The 20,142-nt window shown below is 48.3% G+C and carries 23 protein-coding genes; 9 read left to right on the forward strand and 14 right to left on the reverse strand.

What is annotated here, in order from left to right; all coding sequences use genetic code 11:
• Nucleotides 1-380 precede the first annotated feature (380 nt).
• Nucleotides 381-2,279, forward strand: a complete 1,899-nt coding sequence (locus tag B3355_RS10225; protein WP_292783418.1) for a SurA N-terminal domain-containing protein — start codon at nucleotides 381-383, stop codon at nucleotides 2,277-2,279.
• Nucleotides 2,280-2,344: 65 nt separating this feature from the next.
• Here B3355_RS10225 and B3355_RS10230 read toward each other — a convergent pair whose 3' ends face one another.
• The 12 genes from B3355_RS10230 to gloB all read right to left on the reverse strand — a co-directional run bounded on the left by B3355_RS10230 (nucleotide 2,345) and on the right by gloB (nucleotide 12,846).
• Complete coding sequence (locus tag B3355_RS10230) at nucleotides 2,345-2,965, reverse strand: cold shock and DUF1294 domain-containing protein (protein WP_292783421.1); 621 nt, start codon at nucleotides 2,963-2,965, stop codon at nucleotides 2,345-2,347.
• A 139-nt stretch (nucleotides 2,966-3,104) separates the two neighbouring features.
• Nucleotides 3,105-3,446, reverse strand: a complete 342-nt coding sequence (locus B3355_RS10235) for a hypothetical protein (protein WP_292783424.1) — start codon at nucleotides 3,444-3,446, stop codon at nucleotides 3,105-3,107.
• Between the two features lie 50 nt (nucleotides 3,447-3,496).
• On the reverse strand, nucleotides 3,497-3,913 hold the full coding sequence (locus tag B3355_RS10240) for an RDD family protein (protein WP_292783427.1): 417 nt from the start codon (nucleotides 3,911-3,913) through the stop codon (nucleotides 3,497-3,499).
• 37 nt (nucleotides 3,914-3,950) lie between these two features.
• Nucleotides 3,951-4,427, reverse strand: coding sequence for a hypothetical protein (locus B3355_RS10245; protein ID WP_292783430.1), 477 nt, complete (start codon nucleotides 4,425-4,427; stop codon nucleotides 3,951-3,953).
• A 60-nt stretch (nucleotides 4,428-4,487) separates the two neighbouring features.
• Entirely contained in the window at nucleotides 4,488-4,874 is a 387-nt protein-coding gene (locus tag B3355_RS10250) for a DUF6896 domain-containing protein (protein WP_292783433.1), read from the reverse strand.
• A gap of 42 nt (nucleotides 4,875-4,916) precedes the next feature.
• Nucleotides 4,917-5,225 (reverse strand): DUF2314 domain-containing protein, encoded by a 309-nt coding sequence (locus B3355_RS10255; RefSeq protein ID WP_292783435.1) that lies wholly within the window; start codon nucleotides 5,223-5,225, stop codon nucleotides 4,917-4,919.
• A gap of 657 nt (nucleotides 5,226-5,882) precedes the next feature.
• Nucleotides 5,883-6,668, reverse strand: a complete 786-nt coding sequence (locus B3355_RS10260) for an enoyl-ACP reductase FabI (protein ID WP_019882254.1) — start codon at nucleotides 6,666-6,668, stop codon at nucleotides 5,883-5,885.
• Between the two features lie 38 nt (nucleotides 6,669-6,706).
• Complete coding sequence (locus B3355_RS10265) at nucleotides 6,707-7,528, reverse strand: ABC transporter permease (RefSeq protein WP_292783438.1); 822 nt, start codon at nucleotides 7,526-7,528, stop codon at nucleotides 6,707-6,709.
• 28 nt (nucleotides 7,529-7,556) lie between these two features.
• Entirely contained in the window at nucleotides 7,557-8,582 is a 1,026-nt protein-coding gene (locus tag B3355_RS10270; RefSeq protein WP_292783441.1) for an ABC transporter permease, read from the reverse strand.
• Between the two features lie 2 nt (nucleotides 8,583-8,584).
• Nucleotides 8,585-10,261 carry a peptide-binding protein gene (locus B3355_RS10275; protein ID WP_292783474.1) on the reverse strand — a complete coding sequence of 559 codons (1,677 nt, stop codon included), beginning with the start codon at nucleotides 10,259-10,261 and terminating at the stop codon, nucleotides 8,585-8,587.
• Between the two features lie 38 nt (nucleotides 10,262-10,299).
• Nucleotides 10,300-11,853 (reverse strand): transglycosylase SLT domain-containing protein, encoded by a 1,554-nt coding sequence (locus B3355_RS10280; protein WP_292783444.1) that lies wholly within the window; start codon nucleotides 11,851-11,853, stop codon nucleotides 10,300-10,302.
• A 201-nt stretch (nucleotides 11,854-12,054) separates the two neighbouring features.
• The gene (gene gloB, locus B3355_RS10285; protein ID WP_292783447.1) at nucleotides 12,055-12,846 is read right to left on the reverse strand and encodes a hydroxyacylglutathione hydrolase; all 792 of its coding nucleotides are present in this window, start codon (nucleotides 12,844-12,846) and stop codon (nucleotides 12,055-12,057) included.
• A gap of 101 nt (nucleotides 12,847-12,947) precedes the next feature.
• On the opposite strand from gloB, the gene B3355_RS10290 reads away from it, so the two are divergent.
• The 7 genes from B3355_RS10290 (at nucleotide 12,948) to rfbD (ending at nucleotide 18,410) form a co-directional block, all read left to right on the forward strand.
• Complete coding sequence (locus B3355_RS10290) at nucleotides 12,948-13,742, forward strand: class I SAM-dependent methyltransferase (RefSeq protein WP_292783450.1); 795 nt, start codon at nucleotides 12,948-12,950, stop codon at nucleotides 13,740-13,742.
• Nucleotides 13,732-14,157, forward strand: a complete 426-nt coding sequence (rnhA, locus tag B3355_RS10295) for a ribonuclease HI (protein ID WP_414683423.1) — start codon at nucleotides 13,732-13,734, stop codon at nucleotides 14,155-14,157. Before B3355_RS10290 ends, rnhA begins: the two co-directional genes overlap by 11 nt.
• 12 nt (nucleotides 14,158-14,169) lie before the next feature.
• A complete protein-coding gene (dnaQ, locus tag B3355_RS10300) occupies nucleotides 14,170-14,850 on the forward strand; it encodes a DNA polymerase III subunit epsilon (protein WP_019882263.1) in 681 nt (226 codons plus the stop codon).
• A 112-nt stretch (nucleotides 14,851-14,962) separates the two neighbouring features.
• On the forward strand, nucleotides 14,963-16,048 hold the full coding sequence (gene rfbB, locus B3355_RS10305) for a dTDP-glucose 4,6-dehydratase (protein WP_292783457.1): 1,086 nt from the start codon (nucleotides 14,963-14,965) through the stop codon (nucleotides 16,046-16,048).
• Nucleotides 16,048-16,929, forward strand: a complete 882-nt coding sequence (gene rfbA / locus B3355_RS10310) for a glucose-1-phosphate thymidylyltransferase RfbA (protein ID WP_024930079.1) — start codon at nucleotides 16,048-16,050, stop codon at nucleotides 16,927-16,929. The genes rfbB and rfbA overlap by 1 nt, the downstream gene beginning before the upstream one ends.
• Nucleotides 16,929-17,480 (forward strand): dTDP-4-dehydrorhamnose 3,5-epimerase, encoded by a 552-nt coding sequence (gene rfbC / locus B3355_RS10315; protein ID WP_292783463.1) that lies wholly within the window; start codon nucleotides 16,929-16,931, stop codon nucleotides 17,478-17,480. Before rfbA ends, rfbC begins: the two co-directional genes overlap by 1 nt.
• Nucleotides 17,481-17,495: 15 nt before the next feature.
• Nucleotides 17,496-18,410 carry a dTDP-4-dehydrorhamnose reductase gene (rfbD, locus tag B3355_RS10320; protein WP_292783466.1) on the forward strand — a complete coding sequence of 305 codons (915 nt, stop codon included), beginning with the start codon at nucleotides 17,496-17,498 and terminating at the stop codon, nucleotides 18,408-18,410.
• Nucleotides 18,411-18,447: 37 nt separating this feature from the next.
• Here the strand turns inward: rfbD and queD are convergent, their stop codons facing one another.
• Nucleotides 18,448-18,894 carry a 6-carboxytetrahydropterin synthase QueD gene (queD, locus tag B3355_RS10325; RefSeq protein WP_292783469.1) on the reverse strand — a complete coding sequence of 149 codons (447 nt, stop codon included), beginning with the start codon at nucleotides 18,892-18,894 and terminating at the stop codon, nucleotides 18,448-18,450.
• Nucleotides 18,895-19,012: 118 nt separating this feature from the next.
• Nucleotides 19,013-19,186 (reverse strand): hypothetical protein, encoded by a 174-nt coding sequence (locus B3355_RS10330; protein WP_228519760.1) that lies wholly within the window; start codon nucleotides 19,184-19,186, stop codon nucleotides 19,013-19,015.
• A gap of 221 nt (nucleotides 19,187-19,407) precedes the next feature.
• Between B3355_RS10330 and B3355_RS10335 the strand changes: the two genes are divergently transcribed.
• Nucleotides 19,408-19,938 (forward strand): glutathione peroxidase, encoded by a 531-nt coding sequence (locus tag B3355_RS10335; protein ID WP_414683422.1) that lies wholly within the window; start codon nucleotides 19,408-19,410, stop codon nucleotides 19,936-19,938.
• The last annotated feature ends 204 nt before the right edge of the window (nucleotides 19,939-20,142 follow it).

The raw sequence follows: 20,142 nt of genomic DNA on the forward strand, positions 1-20,142 counted from the left end.
ATACCGGCCTGTCACGCCGGGGGTCGCGGGTTCGAGTCCCGTCCGCTCCGCCAAATAAAAAGCCCTGATTATTCAGGGCTTTTTTCTTTTCTGCATTTCTGTCATCTCTTTGCTATTCATATCCGCCTTTCAGTTTTGCATTTCAATTTAGATTGAATATTTAAATCGATATTTTTTGCATTGCGTCATGCATGGATCTCAAGCTTTCGGCATGCACATTTAATAATGCTTCATTCTAAGCATCCCGTACTGATGCGCCCACTTGTTTCCTGCCAATAAAGCCGCTGTCAAAGTATGAACACTAGGCTGGAATCCGGCGATATTGGCAGGTTTATGGTATAGTTTACCGTTGCAAAAAATCAGGTAATGGAAACTATAAAATGTTGGAAGCACTAAGAAAACATACACAAGGATGGATGGCAAAAGTCATTCTGGCGCTGATTGTGGTGCCATTTGCATTGTTTGGCATCGACTCCTATTTAAATCAGGCCGGTGGTCAAGTCGCTGTGGCCAAAGTAGATGGCCAAAAGATCTCTTTACAGGAGTTCTCTAACGCGGTTGAAAATGCACGTAACTACATGCAGTCACAAGGGCAAAAAGTTGATCCAGCCATGCTGGAAAGCCCGGCATTCAAGCAATCTGTGCTGGATGGCATTATTACCCGCCGTTTGGTAGAAGGCGCAGTTCAGGACTATCGCTTCAAGATCAGTGATGAGCAATTGAGCCAACACGTATTAGGGATGCCAGAATTTCAGAGCAACGGTAAGTTTTCTGAAGAGACTTATAATCAGCTGCTGACGCAAAATAAACTGACCCCAGCCAAGTTTGAACAAAGCGTACGTAAGGACCTAGCTGTACAGCAGGTGCGTGATGGTTTGACTAACCTGGTGTTTATGCCGAAAAAAGTGGCTGAGCAATCACTCATGTCAGAGTTTGAGCAACGTGAAGTCACTGTGGTTGACGTTAAAGTGTCTGATTTCGTGAATCAGGTCAACGTCACACCAGAGCAAGTGCAAGCCTATTACAATCAGCATAAAACCAAGTTCATCGCGCCAGCCAAGGTGAAGCTGCAATTTGCTTTGCTGACGGCCGCTGGCTTGATGGGGCAGGTAAGTGTGACGGATGCAGAGCTGAAGCAGTTCTACGACGAAAATGCAGCTAAATTGCAAGGCGACGAACAGCGTCAAGCCAGTCATATCCTGATTGGCTTCAGCAGTACAGCAACGCCAGCTGAAAAAGCAGCCGCCAAAGAGAAAGCCGAGACTATTCTTAAACAAGTCAAAGCCAACCCCAAGAGCTTTGAAAAGCTGGCGATTGAAAACTCTCAAGATACGGGCTCTGCTGGTAAAGGCGGCGATTTGGGCAGCTTTGGCCGTGGCGCGATGGTGAAACCGTTTGAAGACGCAGCCTTCTCGATGAAGGTCGGCGATATCAGTGACTTGGTTGAGTCCGAGTTTGGTTACCACATTATCAAGCTGACTGGCATTACTGGTGAGTCTTCTGACTTTGATTCTGTGAAACTCAAACTGAAAGCAGAATTGCTGTTCCAGAAAGCACAAGCCAAATATGCAGAACTGGCCGATGACTTCGGTAACACTGTCTACGAGCAATCCGGCAGCCTGGACCCGGTCGCCAAGAAGTTTAATGTACAAGTACAAACCTCTCCAGCGATGAGCAAAGACGAAATCTCTAAATTCTTTAAGAGTGATCGTTTTGCAACCTTGGTATTTTCTGATGAAGTACTGAAAGAAAAGCGCAATACCGAAGCGGTTGAAGTGTCGCCAAACAACTTGATCGCCGGACGCGTGGTCGAGTATGCGCCAGAAGCGCCACGTAGCTTTGATGAAGTAAAAGGTGGCATTGAGGCATTGTTGAAAGCCGAAGCCGCAGGCAAACTGGCACAACAAAAAGGTGAAGCACTGCTGGCAGACCTTAAAGCAGGTAAAGCGACGGATACGGACTGGATCACTCCGGTGACTATCGATCGCAGAAACGCACAAGGGTTGAGCGATGGCGTGATGAGAAATGTGTTTAAGGTGAATACGCATACCTTGCCAGCCTACTATGGTTTTAATGAAGCTAATAAGGGCTACACCGTGATTAAAGTGATTGCGGTTAACCAGAAGCTCAAAGACCAGCCGGACGTGGCTGACAGAGCGTTTAAAGCCTATCAGGCGGCATTGGGCGATGAAATGTCCCATGCTTATGTCGGTTCACTCAAAGCCAAGAAAGATATTCAGTTCAATGCGAAAGTATTGTTATCAAAAGGTAATGAATAATTTAGCGAGCTGAAGTAAAGAAAGGAGGGCATTGCCCTCCTTTTTTATTTTGTATAGAGAGGTTTTTATTGCGAACTGGCAAGAAAACTCAAAGCGGTTGTACTACCAGGTGAAAGCAACCAGGCAAGCGCGGCACAGTTAAGAGTAATCGTCATCCAGAATAAGAGTTGGAAAGAAAGCTTTTTCGATTTGTGGCGAAACCACCTTTGTGCCAGGATTGCGCCCGGCCAGCCACCAATCAATGCCAGTATATGTAATGTAATTTCTGGTGTGCGTCTCAGATTTCGCTTGGCTGCTGATTTATCTCGCTGATAGACGATCAGCGACAAAAGGCTTGCTGCGATATAAAGGTAAAAGATAAGTGGCTGTAGTTTGCTCAAAAAGACCGCGGTAGCCATGCAGGCAAGAAAAACAATGGCAAAAAGTAACAGAAAGGTACCATCTTTGGATCGTACTGCATCATCAATGTATTTAACGTGTTCAGCCTGCAGTTTTCCATTTGCAGCCTTTTTGACTGTGTAAGTCACAATGTCATTATTCATCGGTCGGCGATAACGGTTCGTAAAAGCCGTAATATGAACAAACATCTGGTTGCCACCACCATGCGGCGTGATAAAACCAAAACCTTGTTCGTCTTTCCAAGAGGTGACTCTGCCTTGATAGCGCATAACACGATTACCTAACATTTTTAAATCTATGGCTCGTCTGTCAAATTAACTTTGGCTATTTTGACAGTGGAGCGCTTGTGAATACTATAGTAGATGATTGGTAAGGTTTGGTTGCGAAGTACGCTTTAGCGCGTCCCCTTGATGGATGGGTTATGCATTACCGAATGATTGCCATTATTAAGGAAAGCACAAAAAATCCCCACCCAAGATACTTAAAAACATTTGCGAATAGCTTGTAATTTGTTTCGTTGTTACGTTTGTCGTAATGGTCGACGACCACTGAGAGCATCACTAAACAGGCACAAATAAATGCTGCATACATTATCCAAGCAGGGACATCGTGAAGATGAATGTCTTTAGAGCGTTTACCCGGGATATACAGATCGTTAACCCAGACACCATATGCTCCATAGGCAGCTAGCAAAATAGAGAAAGCAATATTTTGCATTCTTTCATTTGCAGGTATGTGATTAGGAGTGTAGTTGGTGTCTTTATACATAACGTTTGAATTAAGGGGCTGGCTTTAGCAAGTCCCGCTTGATGGAGGGGTTAGGTCGATTTGCTATCATTTTTAACAACTATCGTGGACGCAATGAAGTCGCTCAGTCTGCGATGTGCGCCAAAAAATATTAGAGCCCAATCAAGGAGGCCTAGCGGAAACGTAGCGTTTCGTAGAAATGATTGAAACAAAGAGCAGGGAAGCTTCGTTTCCTTGTGAATTACCCGAATATTTAGAAGCTGTTTACCAACACTTTGACCATTAGGTAAAGCGTCTGAGAACAGGAAGTATAAGAAACCAACAGCAAAGCCCAAATATACAGCGGACTCTCTGCCGATAAAAAAATCAGATACGTAGAACACTATTATTCCGAGCAAATACGAAACCAGCCCATCTATGAATTGCCCTTGAAACCGTTTTCCTGGATGGGCCAGCTTAATTGACGATTCTATTTGTTGTGAGCTCATGTGCTAATTGCCTAACATTTGAATTAAGGGGCTGGCTTTAGCGCGTCCCGCTTGAAGGATGGGTTAGCCTTGAACCTATTTTGTGAAAAGCAGTTTTACCAATATTACCTCTGCTGCCACAAAATAAATCTCTACAATTGCCGCCTATATCTTCTAAGGTTGCATGATTGGATTTGAACGTAAGTTTCAACTGGCATGAAGTGTCACTAACTTGGTATTGATATGTATTTTTTTCTAGTTTTTCAGCAACACCGCTAGCACTGCATATATGAAAGTTGGCTCCATAAATATAGAACCAAAACTTTAGGTTTTGGTTTGTTTTGTCGCCAATGACAAGATCATCCGTTACTTGAGCAATTTCATTGGGATGTCCGACAGCACCACCAATGCTGGTTTGGTTGATATATTTGATTGGGGGTGAAGAAAAAGCAGGCATTTCAGCTTCTTCGCCTACGGCTAGGCCGTAGATGTTACATAAAATTATAATAAGCAGAAACTTTTGATAGATATGCATTTGAATGGCTAACGTTTGAGATAAGGGGCGTGCTTTAGCGGGTCCCGCTTGATGGATGAGTTATGCTGCATTTAATGCCTCGTTGACAACTTTTTTCATAAGTTCTTCATCGTCGATTAATTCTCGATAGAGCTCATATTTTAGTTGCCCATCATTTACCTGACGCTCAATAAAAATAACTAGCCGCCAAGCATCTGGATTTGGTTTATCAAAATCGAAGTTAATGCCACCAACATTAGGTGTTTTGAATATATCAACACCAATGCCGTGAGTTCGAATGAACCAAGAAGTGGCTGGTATTTGGCGAATGCCCTTATTCTCTTTGTTTAGAATATCTTCTGCACGCTCCAAGTTGAACGTTCGGACTAGAAGTTCTTTTGCCCATGCCATTTGGGCATACCAAAGTGGTATTGCTTGGCGAACTAACTCAATGTGTGATTTATTCATGAGGCATAACGTTTGAATTAAGGGGCNNGCTTGAATGACGGGTTAGGCTTTGGATAGCTCTTCATATATTTGAATAACATGTGCTGGCTCAAATTCTACCAATGCCCCGTGGCGAAGCTCATTTGTACAATAAGGGTCGTTATCCAACTCACCAATATAACCATTTGTGGTCCGCTCTTTAACCATAACCCACATTCTCTCAACATGCTGCTCACTCTCCAGTGAAATTCGAAATATCAATTTCACCAACTCACCTGGTAATAAATTTTCTCGTTCTACTTGGCTTGGTATCCAGAATGTTTCTGGAAACTCTTGATTCAACTTTTCACCATTATCAAGCGTGTAGTTCATTGAAAGCCTAACGTGTGACATAAGGGGCTGGCGACAGTAGTGGCACAGCCATTGTTATTAAAATTGTATGCATCGAAGAAAGCTCTCGCCAGTCCCTCGGATGGGTTAGGGATTTGCATGTTTACTCAAAAGACCTCTTATGGCGAGCTTTTACCCACTCAAGATCAACTTGACCGTTAAAACCAACCACAGAATCAACCATACAATAGGGACATATTGCAGTTTGTGATGAATCTTCCCCATCGCACCATCCGACCACCTCTGAGGGCGGGAACTGTTTGAAACAGTAAAAACACACTGCTATTTCGCTAGCTAGTAGCGCTTTTCGGTTAAATGTGCAATCACACGTACGCATCACGAACCTTAACGTAAATTAGACACCAAAAGCGAATTTAATATTTTATTGGGAACGGTGTATATAAACATAAAATTATTCATTATTTTTAATAATCATATAGTTACTATTTTTTCATGCACCACTTTTAATTCTATTTATATTTTAGTGCACCTTGTCTTTGCTTACCGTTTTAGATAGCGGCGAATCAGTTCTAAGTAATTTACTGCATTATTGTTAAATCATGCAAGCACTCAGCATTGAGCTGTAAAAAAACGCCTGACTTTGAGAGTACAGGCGTTTTTATTGTGCTAGAAAATCGTTTAGTCGATTTGACCTGCGGCAGTAATGTTCATGCCACCATCCACGTAGGTGATTTCACCAGTGACGCCAGAAGCCAGGTCACTAGACAAGAAAGCGGCAACGTTACCGACTTCTTCAATTGTGACGTTGCGGCGCAGCGCGGCGTGTTTCTCGTTAAAGCCGATCATTTTATCGAAGTCGGCGATGCCTGAAGCAGCCAGCGTTTTGATCGGGCCTGCAGACACTGCGTTAACGCGGATGCCACGTGGGCCCAGGCTTTGTGCCAGGTAACGTACGTTGGCTTCCAGGCTGGCTTTAGCCACGCCCATGACGTTGTAGTTAGGCATGGTGCGTTCTGCACCCAGGTAGCTCAGTGTCAGCAAGCTGCCGTTGCGGCCTTGCATCATTGGGTAGGCGGCTTTAGCCATGGCGGAGAAGCTGTAGGAGCTGATATCGTGCGCGATATGAAAGTATTCGCGGCTGATATTGTCCAGGTAGTCACCATCAAGGGCGACTTTAGGCACGAAGGCGATAGAGTGTATCAAGCTGTCCAGGCCATCCCAGACTTTAGCCAACTCTACGAACAGGTTGTCGATTTGCGCATCTTCAGCAACGTCACAGGGTAAAACAATGTCGGACTCGAAGTCAGCAGCCAGGTCGCGCACACGCTTTTCGTGTTTGTCGACTTGATAGGTAAAGGCCAGTTCAGCGCCTTCACGCTTCATTGCGGCAGCAATGCCATAAGCGATTGAACGGTTGCTCAGCAAACCGGCAATCAGAATTTTTTTTCCAGCAAGAAATGCCATGCTTGTTCCTGTTTGGTAATTTGGTTCAGTTAATTGGGTTAGCGGGTGTGAGAATGCGGGTCAAACACATCACGCAAACCTTCGCCGAGCAGATTATACCCTAACACGGTAATTAATATGGCAAGTCCGGGGTAGAGCGAGAGCCACCAGGCAAACTGGATATACTCCTTGCCGTCCGTGAGAATGTTGCCCCAGGAGGCTTGTGGCGGTTGCACACCGAGGCCCAGAAAGCTCAGGCCAGATTCGAGCAACACGGCACTGGCAATGCCTAGTACCACGCTGACTAATACAGGCGTGAGGCTATTAGGCAGGCAGTGTTTAAAAATGACGCGCCAGTCTTGCGCGCCCAAGGCGGTTGAAGCGGTGACGAATTCGCGCTGGGTCAGACTCAGAAACTCGGCCCTGACCAGGCGTGTGACGCTCATCCATGAGGTGAGGCCAATCACGATCATGACGTTGGTAATCGAAGGGCTTAAAAAGGCGATCACCGCGAGAATCAGGAAAAAACTGGGGATGGAGAGCATGATGTCGACTAGGCGCATGATGGCGGTGTCTACCCAGCCGCGGTAGTAACCAGCCAAGGCGCCGAGAATGACGCCAATCACGGTCGAAATACCCACGGCAACTAAGCCGACCAACAAGGATACGCGGCCGCCAAACAGCATGCGGCTCCAGACATCACGGCCAAGGCCGTCGGTGCCCATCCAGTGTTCGGCTGAAGGCGCAACCAGGATTTGTTTGACTTGAATCGCATCCGGGTCATAGGGCGCGATCAATGGCGCGAGCAGCGCAAGCAGCAGAATGACGCCGATTAAGCAGAGCCCGGTCAGCGCCAAAGGATTTTGCAGGATTCTTTGCATCGTATGTTCTCTGCTTATCGTTCTCTATTTAGCGTTGCGGCATGACGCCTCTGCGCAGGCGCGGATCTGCCCAGGCATAAGTAAGGTCGGCCAGTAGGTTGCCCATCAGGGTGAGTGCTGAGCCTATGGTCAAAATACCCATGACAACGGGAAAATCACGCATCATGACGGCTTCGTAAAATAATTTACCCATGCCGGGGATGGCAAAAATGGTTTCAGCGATGACGGAGCCGCCAATCAGGCCGGGCAGCGATAAGCCGATCAGGGTAATCAGCGGTAATAGCGCGTTGCGCAAGGCATGGCGGTAAGTGACGGTACGATCACTGAGGCCTTTTGCCCTCGCGGTGGTGACGAAATCCTGGCTCAGTACATCCAGCATGCCGTTTTTAACAAACATGGTGACACCGGCGAGGCCTGTGATAGCTGGAATCACCACGGGCAGAAATAAATGCATAAACAGGTCCTGGCATTTTTGCCAGGCGTCGAGCTGGGCGTAGTTGAGGCTATGCAGGCCAGAAATGGGAAACCATGGGTGAATCACGCCTAGCCAATACATCAACAATAAAGACAGCCAAAAACCGGGAATAGAGAAACCAATAAAGTTAAATAGCGTGATGCTACGGTCTGGCCACTGCCCATACTTCTTGGCCGCAATGACGCCCAGCGGCACGGCCAGTGTCAGGGTCAACAACAAGCCGACGATATTCATCAGCAGCGTGATAGGTAACGCCTCTTGAATCATGCCAGGCGTCGTGTTTCCTTCTTTATCGGTTTCTGCCCAAAACACCGGTTTTTGGTGGCTGGCAAACGAGTGGCCAAAGTCCAGGTGCACCATGCGTTGCAGCCACAAGCCATATTGCACGATGATGGGTTTGTCTAAATGATACAGTTCGCGCAGTTTTTGGCGCGATTCTTCAGATGATTTGGGATCAAATGCCGCTTCGCTGCTGGTGATGTCGCCAGGTGCCAGGTGCATGATAAAAAAGGAAATCAGGCTGATGCCGATCAACATCGGAACCATCCACAATACGCGCCTGATCAAATAATTAAGCATGCCTATTCTGCCTGTATTTGCGTGCGCCTGAGTGGCTCAGGGACGTACCACTTTTGTGAGTCGTAGCCGACGCCTGCTGGCGGTACCGGATTCATAATACCTTGTATGCGCTTATGGATGGCCGTCAGGCCGTAGCCTGCAGATAAATACACCAGTGGGCTATCATCATAAAGCACCTTGGCAAAATCATGATAAATCTGCATGCGCTTTTCCGGATCAAATTCCAGGCGACCTTGCTCGAGTAATTTATCCACGGCTGGATTGTTATAGCCAATAAAATTGAATTGCCCAGGCTTTTGCTGGCTGGAATGCCAGATGGTGTATTGATCCGGATCTAACCCCAAGCCCCAGCCCATGACGACCGCGTCAAAGTCGCCTGGTTTAATAAAATTGGTCAGCAGGCTGGCCCATTCCAGGGTGCGGATATGCGTTTCAATGCCGACTTCTTTTAAACGGCGCTGGATAATCACCGCTGTTTTTTCGCGCTGTTTATTGCCGAGGTTAGTCAGCACTTCAAACGATAATTTTTTGCCGTTGCGTTCCACAATGCCGTCACCGTCACTGTCTTGGTAGCCTGCTTCTGCCAGCAGTTGTTTTGCTTTCGCTGGGTCGAATGGGTAGGGTGTCAGTTGTGGATTGCTCCAGCGGGTGCCGGGCTTGTAAGGGGAAGCAATGGCAATTCCCAAGCCTAAGTAAACGCCGTCAATAATTTCTTGCTTGTCTATGGCGTAATTAATGGCTTTACGGACGCGTACATCATCAAATGGTTTGCGTTTAAGGTTAAAGCCAAGATAGGTGTAGCTATTGCCTAGCTCTTTATACTGATTGAGCCTGGCTTGCAAAGCCGGGCGCGATGGAATGATGCGCGCATAGGTAATCGGGTCCATATTCATGCTGTCAATGTTATCAGCCATTAACTCCAGGAATTGTGCCGCAGGATCGGGGATAATGCGCTCAATCAAATGGTCAATGTTGGCCGGGCCTAACACGGATTTAGGATTCTTTTCCAGTTTGATATATTCACCATGTCGCCATTCTTTTAACTGGTAATAATGGCTGCTTAACGGTTTTTGCGCAAAACTGGTGGTGCGGATATCCTGTCCTGCCAGTTTATGTTTGGGCAATACTTGCAAGCTGGCCCAACTCTCGAGTGCTGGCGCAAACGGTTGTGAATAATGCACGATAAACGTGCGTGTATCCGGTGCTTCGGCTTTGGTCACGAGCTGGTAGTCTGAGGCATACGGACTATGCGTATTTTCATCGGTAATCAGTTGCCAGGTGAAGAGGATATCCGCGCTAGTAAGTGGTTTGCCATCCGCCCATTGCAAGCCCGGTTTCAATTTAAAGGTAATGGTTTTCTTGTCATCGGCCACTTGCCATGACTCAGCCAGCTCACCGGTCAGATCCAGATTCTGGTCATACTTGAGCACTGAGTTAAACAGGTAAGCGCCAATCGCCAGAGAGGCAGATTCACCTGCAACCATACCTATCATACTGCTCGGGTCTGAGGGCATGGCGCTGATCATGGTGCCGCCAGGCTGCGCCGGGTAAGTCTGGTTAAGGGTTGGGGTGTTTTTATCCGGTTGATCTGAACTGCAAGCGATCAGCCAGCTACACAATAGGCTAACTGCAAATCGTTGACCTGTAGACCCATGCCGCTTGGTGCGAATGTCATGCATGCCGGACAATGGTTGATTTGTCATGGTTTGGGGCCGTGTCAGTGTGTCGATTTAGTTTTTTTACTATGGGTTGTGGTCGTTTTTTTATGTGCGGCAGAGGATGTACTCGTGCGCGTTTTAGTAGAGGCCGTTGTTTTTTTGTGACTAGGTTTCCCGCTTGTTTTTGACCCGCGTGACTGGCTAGTAGTGTTACTTGTTTTCTCTTCCTGCTTTTCGAACTGCAATACCTGGCCAACGGCCAGATTTTTCGATTTCAGGTGGTTTTGTTGCATGATTTGTTTGCTAGTGATGCCATAACGTTTGGCTAGTTTTGCCAATGTATCACCTTGTTTCACCTTATGCGAGATGGATACGGATTTGCTTGAAGATTCTCTTTCAACTGGTATCTCAATCGGTAATTGTGCCATCGCGGCGACATCAATGGGGCGCGTCAGGCCGGATTGCACACTGGCAGGGACCAACAGTGGTCTGCGCACAATCAGGTTGCGGTTAGGCTTGAGGTTATTGGTGGCGCTCAACTCATAAATGCTGATACCAAACTGGCTGGCAATCGCGCCTAGTCGCTCGCCGCGCTTAGGCTGGTAGCTGTGCCAGTTAGATAATGGCCGATTGTAACCACTGAGGTTGTTGGTGAAATTGCTGGCAGCCCAGGTAGGTAACAATAGTTTTTGATGGCTGTTTTCAGTAATCAGCACCGGGCGCGTAAAACTGGGATTCAACGCGTTAAATTCTTCCAGTGAAATCCCTGCCAGTTCAGCCGCCAGCTTGGCATCGATTTTGTTAGGGGCTTGCACCGTGGTGAAATATGGTTTGTTGGGGATTTCATTAAGCGTTAAACCATAGTTTTCAGGGCGGAAAATAATGTTTTTAATCGCCTGCAATTTTGGTACGTAATTACGCGTTTCGTCAGGCAAAGACAAATGCTGGTAGTCGGTTGGCAAGCCTAACTGGCGGTTGCGTTCAATCGCACGTGCCACCGTGCCTTCGCCAGCATTGTAAGCAGCAAGCGCCAGGTCCCAGGCGCCAAACATGGTGTAGAGTTTTTGCAGGTAGTTAAGCGCAGCCTGGGTCGCAGCGGTGACGTCTTTACGTGAATCTTTCCAGTAGTTTTGCTTGAGGCCAAAGTCTTTGCCGGTAGAGGGGATAAATTGCCAGATACCCGAGGCTTTGCTGGTAGAGAGCGCTTTCGGGTTAAAGCCGCTTTCAATCATGGGCAATAGCGCGATTTCAGTCGGCATGCCTCTTTTTTCGACTTCAACCACAATATGGTAAAGGTACTTCTTGCTGCGCTCCAGCATGCGTGACACATAGTCCGGGCGTGAGGCATACCACTGCTCGTGCTTGTTGGTATAGGTGGAATCTATGTCAGGCATGTTAAAGCCATCACGTACGCGATCCCACAGGCTATCTTGCAGGGTTAACGAGTCTTCAAACTGGTAACTGGAATTATAGTTTTCTGATTCCGGGCCGCCATAACTTTCATCATAACTGCCGTTGTCATCCGACATGCTGGCTGGCTCTACGTATTCAGCCAATGCCAATAATGGAAAGGCTGAAAGGGCGGCACATAGCAGTAATTTTTTAAAACGCATGACGGTAATACTTAATCCTGAGACTGTCGCGCAAGCGGATACACGAAAAAACTTGCGCATGCATTGATGAAACCGGGCGGCCAGGTGGCCATGCCAACCAGCACGTGATTGACGTAACGCATACAAGCGCTTTAAGGAGGACATCATTCTACGTTAATTTTTCAGTGAGACAAGTCTTTATGTCTGCACAGACGATCTGCATCAGAAGTGGTTGCGCCGGGCGCGCAGTTCGGTAAACACATCAATCGGCGACCAGTGCTGAAAGGCTATTTGTTTTGACAAGGCTTCGCAGCGCAGAAACGGGTTGGTCGCTAATTCCAGGGCCAAGGTGGTGGGCAATGTGGGCAAGTTTTGCGCGCGTAAATTCGCAGTATTTTGCGCACGCTGCTGCAAGTCCGGATTGTCGGGGTCCACTGTTTGTGCAAAAGCGATATTGTGGGCCGTATATTCATGCGCCGGATAAATCAGCGTGTCAGCAGGCAGTGCAGCGATGTGTTGCAGCGAGGCATACATTTGTGCAGGCGTACCTTCAAACAACCGGCCACAGCCTGCACCAAACAATACGTCACCACTAAACAGGTGCCGGTAATTGAGGTAGTAAGCCACATGGTCCAGGGTATGCCCAGGCAAAGCTAGCACATCGCAAGTCAAGGAGTCAGTCAAGGCGCCAACGTGTGCAAATGTGAGGTGATCACCTTGTTTGACGCGCTTGGCCTGCAATGACTGATAAGCAGGGTGGTCGCTGTCCGGCGCATAGACCGGGCATTGCCAGCGCTGCTGTAGCGCTGCGGCCCCACCAACATGATCTGCATGGTGGTGGGTCAGCAATATGCCATCAAGCTGCAACTGGCGAGCCTGCAGCGCTTGTGCTACGACCTCGGCATCACCAGGGTCGACCACCAGCGCATGTTGACCACAGTGAATCAGCCATAAATAATTATCGCTAAAAGCGGGCAGTGCGGTGATCTCTATGCTTGCAGAAGTGACGTGCATCCCGCATCATTGAAAAAATGGTCATGATTGTCAAGGCACAATCGTGTTTAAGCGCTTATTTGTTCGCTTTGTTTTAACTCTGGCATTTTGGGGAGTCTACCTTGCAATCCAGCCAGCCTGCTACTTTGAATACAACGGCTTTTGAAGCCATGGCTTTGGGCAGCTACATCGCGCAGCGCGAAATTCCGCTCTATGCGCAAACGGTCGCTGATGTGTTTGGCTTTCATGCCTTGCAGATCGGCTGGCCGACGCATGACTTGCTTGAGCAATGTCGCATCCCCTACAAACATTCTTTACAGCTCTCTGCGACACCAACGGCTTCATTGCTGTGTGAAAGTGAATTTTTGCCTTTTGCCGAACAGTCAGTGGACCTGGTGTGTATGCCGCATGTGCTGGAACAGTGTGCTGACCCGCAGCAGACGCTACGTGAAGTATTTCGCGTGTTGGTGCCTGAAGGCACACTGATACTGACGGGCATCACACCGCTGAGTGGGTTAGGGCTGCGCGCCCGGGTCGGCCAGTTTAAGCAGGCTGGACGATTTCAGCGCTTGTTCACTGCCTGGCGTATACGCGATTGGCTCAACGTGCTGGGATTTGAAGTGGTGCATAGCGGTAGCCTGGTGCATGCCTTGCCGGTGAATGATCCGTTGTGGCTGGCACGGCAATCTTGCCTAGAGCGCTGGGGGCGGCACACTTGTGGCATGACCGGCGGCGTCTATTTCCTGATTGCCAAAAAAAGGGTATTGAATGTGCGCTTGCTGAAACCTGAATGGAAAAAATCCCCGCTCAACCATGCGTTGCAAGTGCGAAAAGGCCAGTCCAGCATACAAAAACAGGCACAAAAACAGTTAGAATGCGCGGATGTCGACACAACAATGGATAGAAATGTACGCTGATGGTGCCTGCAAAGGCAATCCTGGCGTCGGGGGCTGGGGCGTATGGCTCAAAGCAGGTGAGCATGAAAAGTCACTGTTTGGGGGCGAAGTGCTGACCACGAATAACCGCATGGAAATGATGGCGGTGATTCAAGGGCTGCAAGCATTGAAAAAGCCCTCTCAGGTGAAGGTGTATACAGACTCCAGCTATGTGCAAAAAGGCATGACAGAGTGGCTGGCAGGCTGGAAAAAAAAGCAATGGCGAACAGCAGATAAAAAGCCGGTCAAAAATGCCGACTTGTGGCAAATGCTGGACGCACTGGCAGGACCGCACCAGATCGAGTGGATCTGGGTAAAAGGACATGCGGGTAATGAAGGCAATGAGCGCGCGGATGCACTGGCCAATCAGGGCGTGCTGACGGTTGCAGCGGGTTAACAGGGGGATTGCATGAGACAGATTTTTCTCGATACGGAAACCACTGGTTTATATCCGGACCAGGGCCATCGTATTATTGAAATTGCGGCAGTAGAAATCTTTAACCGCAGGCCGACCCAGCGCCATTTTCACATCTACATTAATCCAGAACGTGAGATCGATCCAGGCGCGCAAGAAGTGCATGGTATTTCTCTGGAGTTCTTGCAGGACAAACCGTTATTCGCAAGTATTGCCGCAGAGTTTGTCGAGTTTATCCGGGGTGCCGAGTTAATTATCCATAATGCGCCGTTCGATATTGGCTTTCTTAATATGGAACTCGCCAAACTCGGCCAGGACAAACTGGAGACCTATGTCAGCGGGATTATCGATACCTTGAAAATGGCCAAGGAAATGCGGCCAGGGCAGCGTAACAATCTGGATGCCTTATGCCGCCACTTTGGCATTGATAACTCGCAACGTACCTTACACGGCGCTTTGCTGGATGCGGAGTTGCTGGCTGAAGTCTATATCGCCATGACGCGTGGCCAGGAAAGCTTGCTGATGGAGTTATCCAGCCCGGTAGAGCAAACGACGCATACGCATCTGGCAGTAGATTTTTCTGCATTAAAGCTGGTCACGGCAGATGCAGAAGAGTTGGACGCGCATCAACAATACATCAGCGGCCTTGCCAAGGCCGGTGCAACTTCATGGTAGCGACAGCATTAACATGATGTCATGGCTGCTTATCGGGCATTTGAGATAAGACGCCATAAGCTAATATGCAGTAAGTATCAATCGGTAAAACTATTCTGGATTTAGGTCTTTTATGCTTACAGAAACAATCGTAGTTACCGGCGGCGCCGGTTTTATTGGCAGCAACTTTGTCAATGCCTGGGTCAGGCACAAGTTGGGGACAGTGATCAATCTGGATAAGTTGACCTATGCCGGCAACATGGAAAACCTGGCCGGTATCAGCCAAAATCCTCACCATATTTTTGTGCATGCGGATATTGGTGACCGTGTGGCGGTTAAAGCGTTGCTGGAAACGCATCGGCCGCGTGCGGTACTCAATTTTGCGGCCGAGAGCCATGTGGACCGTTCTATCCACGGGCCGGATGCTTTTATTCAAACCAATGTCGTGGGTACTTTTAATTTGCTGGAGGAGGTGCGCGCCTATTGGCAAGCGTTGCCGGTGGATGAGCAACAGCAGTTCCGCTTCCTGCATGTCTCTACTGACGAAGTCTACGGTTCGCTGGGGCCAAATGATCCGGCGTTTAAGGAAACCAATACTTATCAGCCGAATAGCCCATACTCAGCTTCAAAAGCGGCTTCTGACCACCTGGTGCGTGCCTATCACCACACTTATGGCTTGCCGACGCTGACCACCAACTGCTCCAACAATTATGGCCCGTATCACTTTCCGGAAAAGCTGATTCCGCTGGTGATACATAATGCCTTGTCTGGCAAACCATTACCTATTTATGGTAATGGCAGCAATATTCGCGACTGGTTGTATGTCGAAGACCATTGCAGTGCGATTCGCGAGGTATTGGCCAAAGGCAAAGTAGGGGAAACCTACAACATCGGTGGCTGGAATGAAAAAACCAACCTCGATGTGGTGCATACCTTGTGCGACATCCTAGACCAGGAGCGACCAAAAGCGCAAGGCAGTTACCGTGACCAGATGACTTTTGTCAAAGACCGGCCGGGCCATGATGCGCGTTACGCGATTGATGCCAGCAAGATTGAGCAAGAGCTGGGCTGGAAGCCAGAGGAAACCTTTGAAACCGGCATCCGTAAAACCGTGCGCTGGTATTTGGAGCATCATGCGTGGGTGGCGCGTGTCACCAGCGGTGAATACCAGCATTGGCTGAACAAGAATTACCACGAACGTGGAGAGGAGCTCGCATAATGGCAAGAAAAGGCATTGTACTGGCCGGTGGCTCCGGCACACGCTTGTACCCGGTAACGCAAGTGGTTTCCAAGCAGCTGTTGCCCGTGTATGACAAGCCCATGATTTACTATCCTTTGTCGGCCCTGATGCTGGCAGGCATACGCGAGGTGCTGATTATTTCCACGCCTATGGACACGCCGCGTTTTAAAGAACTGCTGGGTGATGGCAGCCAGTGGGGCATGCGTATTGAATATCAGGTGCAGCCGTCTCCAGATGGCCTGGCGCAGGCGTTTATCCTTGGTGAGTCCTTCATCGGCAACGATACCAGTGCGCTGGTACTAGGCGACAATATTTTCTATGGGCACGAGTTAGGTGAAATGGCCATGGCCGCTGGTCAGCGCGAGCAGGGCGCGACTGTGTTTGCTTACCCGGTGAATGATCCCGAGCGTTATGGCGTAGTGGAATTCGATGCTGATGGAACGGCGATTAGCCTGGAAGAAAAACCGGCACAGCCGAAATCCCGCTATGCAGTGACGGGCTTGTATTTTTACGATCAGCGCGTGGTCGAAATTGCCAAAAACCTCAAACCCTCGCCACGCGGTGAGCTTGAAATTACCGATGTCAATAAGCAATACCTAGCCTGGGGCGAGCTTAACGTTGAAGTCATGGGCCGTGGCATGGCCTGGCTGGATACCGGCACCCACGAGTCTCTGCTTGAAGCCAGTGGCTTTATTCAAACCATTGAAAAGCGCCAGGGCTTGAAAATCTCCTGCCTGGAAGAAATTGCCTACCGCCAGGGGTTTATCAATGCCGAGCAATTGGATAAATTGGCTGATAAATATGCCAAAAATGGCTATGGGCAGTATCTGAAACAAATTCTCAAAGAGCAGGTGTTTTAATGCAAGTGGTGGCAACAAACATTCCAGAAGTATTGATTCTGGAGCCTAAAGTATTTGGCGATGCCCGTGGCTTTTTCCTGGAAAGTTTTAACGCCAACACTTTTAAAGACTGCACCGGGCTGGATGTGCAATTTGTACAAGATAACCACTCACGCTCAGGTAAGGGTGTGTTACGCGGCCTGCATTATCAGATACAGCAACCGCAGGGCAAGCTGGTGCGGGTGGTGCAGGGCGAGGTATTTGATGTCGCGGTGGATATGCGCAGTGACTCGCCGACCTTTGGCCAATGGACGGGTGCACATTTGAATGCAGAAAATCACCGTCAGCTGTGGATTCCGCCGGGATTTGCGCATGGCTTTATCGTGTTGTCTGAGACGGCAGACTTTTTGTATAAAACCACGGATTACTATGCGCCGCAGCATGAGGCTTGCCTGAAATGGGATGATGCCACGGTGGGCGTAGACTGGCCGTTGACTCAGGCGCCTAGCCTGTCGGCCAAAGACCAGCAGGGCTTATCCTGGGCAGATGCACCTAAATTTGATGCCATTTGACCAGTTGATTGAGCTATGAAAAAAATTCTGTTAACCGGTGTCAGCGGTCAAGTGGGTCACGCATTACAGCAACAATTGGCTTTAGAGTTAGCCAATGAGTGGCAGGTGGTGGCCTGTGACCGCCACCAGCTGGATTTAACGCAGCCTGATCATATCAGGCGCATCGTGCGTGAAATTGCACCAGATTTGATCATTAACCCGGCGGCCTATACGGCGGTGGATAAAGCGGAGTCTGAGCGTGAATTGGCTTATGCCATTAATGCGGTTGCGCCAGGTGTATTGGCGGAAGAAGCCGCCAGGCTCAACGCTGGGCTGATTCATTTTTCAACCGATTATGTCTATGACGGCACAAAACACTCTGCCTATGTAGAAAGCGATACCGTTAACCCGGTCAGCATCTATGGCGCTAGCAAGCTGGCCGGTGAAGAGGCGATTCGCCAAGTTGGGCTGCCGCACCTGGTTTTACGTACCAGCTGGGTTTATGGCAGCTATGGTAAAAACTTTCTAAAAACCATTATTCGCTTAGCCAAAGAGCGCGAAAACTTGCGCATTGTGGCAGACCAGTACGGCGCACCGACATCAGATGCTGCCATTGCCAAAGCGGTGACAGAATTAGTCACACGCTGGCATCAGGAAGATATGACACAAAGTGGTGTGTATCATCTGGTGAATAGCGGAGAAATATCCTGGTTTGGTTTTGCCAGTGAAATCGTGGCGCAGTATCACGCATTAGAGAGTGTACGCGGCTGGCCAGCTTTAGCCGTGAAAGCGGTGCAGCCTATTGCCACAGCCGAATATCCTACGCCAGCTAAACGCCCGGCAAACTCAAGGCTCTCAACCGCCAAGCTTGAGCAAACGTTTGGTGTGACCTTGCCGGAATGGTCAATCGCCTTAAATCAGGTGATGGCTGAGTTAGCCGTCGCCGATTGATTAACCTGTTTTGAATGACTCATTCGATTTAACCTGGTTATGCCTGGTCAAATGCATCGGTCCAGCTATTGGGCGTTTCGTAGAGCCTGACTTTCATCAGTTTCAGATGGTTGCCAAAAGTGTCCCTGTATTGCGCTTTGAGCAATCTGAAGGCCTCTGCAGCCATATTCTCGGCCGTTGGAATGGTCGGGAATACAATGGTTTTGTGATTTGGCAGGCTGTTGAGAAAGTCCAGAACGGTGGCATCTCCCTGGTAGACGAGGAAGGCATGGTCCCAGCGGTCAACGATGGTTTCACGGGCAATGCGTTTGACGTCGGCAAAGTCCATCACCATTCCGTTTTCTGAAGCGTGTTCAGCGTGGATGATGTCCCCCGAGAGGGTAATCTCTATGGCGTAACGGTGGCCGTGCAGATTGCGGCATTGACTTTTATGATCAGGAATACGATGTCCGGCATCGAATTCCAAGCGTGTAGTAATTTCCATCCCGGCATTATATCAGGCAACTATAATCAGTAACCACCGTGATATCAGTAAGTAATGGTGCACGCTGTGCGTGATGATTGCATCAGGCATTAGCGCCTGCATTCATGCTTCGTGCAGGTTAATACAGATCGTCAATATTCATTAAAGCATCTTCGTCAGCAGAGTAGTGCTTGTGGCTCTTCTCATAGCTGCCATAGCTAGACTCGAAATCATCGACTTCATCGCCGGCAAAATCTTCCAGCATTTGATCAATTTTTTTAAATTTGTCGGTAGGCGTTGCTTTTTGTAACATGGTGGTCTCCCAGTACATCGTTAATTTACTCAAACATGTCAGTCCTTACTGTTCTTAATAATGCATTAGCATAGACTATGCCAATGATCATTTTTGTTCCTTACAATTTTATTAACGGCAACTATTAAAAAAAGTAAAATATGCGCCATTCATACAGAACAATCAAGCTAACTGACTGTCTGTAAAGGCATAACATAAACAAAAGTTTCAGGAGAGATGCAATGCGAGGTGTGATATTCATGTTATTGGGCTTGGGAGGCTATTCATTGGCGCAGGCTGACTGTCTGCCAATATATCAACACCAATTTAAGACCCTGCAAGGGCAAACTGTCGATTTTTGTCAATTCCAGGACAAACCCATCCTGATTGTGAACACGGCCAGCAAGTGCGGCTTCACGCCACAATTTGAAGCACTGGAGTCTTTATATGACCAATATAAGGACAAAGGCCTGGTGATCATTGGCTTTCCGTCTAATGACTTCAGGCAAGAGCCAGGCAATAACAAGCAAATTGGTGACTTTTGCAAGCTGACTTATTCTGTCAAATTTCCCATGGTTGAGAAATCCAGTGTCACCGGCAGTAGTGCTAATGCTTTGTATCAACAGTTAATCAAGCAAACCGGGCAGGCACCGCAATGGAATTTTTATAAATATGTCATTCTGCCTGGTGGCCAAAAAGTGTATTCATTTAATAGCATGACGCGGCCAGAGAGCGAAGAGATCATGAGCAAGATCAAGCCCTACCTCAAATAGTTTCCGTCATCGCGGGCTGATTTGCTGATTTTTTCAGCAGGTCAGCGCTGTAAACAAAACGATATGCAGTTTTTTTAAAGATTTATGTTGAAAGCCGTTGACAAGACTTCTAGCCATCATTAATATGGCGCCTTCTTTGAATTGCACTGCAAAACGAAGAACTGCAATACCAGAGATTCGGGGGTATAGCTCAGCTGGGAGAGC

Source organism: Methylophilus sp. UBA6697 (genome assembly GCF_002454655.1).
In the GTDB taxonomy this organism is placed as follows: domain Bacteria; phylum Pseudomonadota; class Gammaproteobacteria; order Burkholderiales; family Methylophilaceae; genus Methylophilus.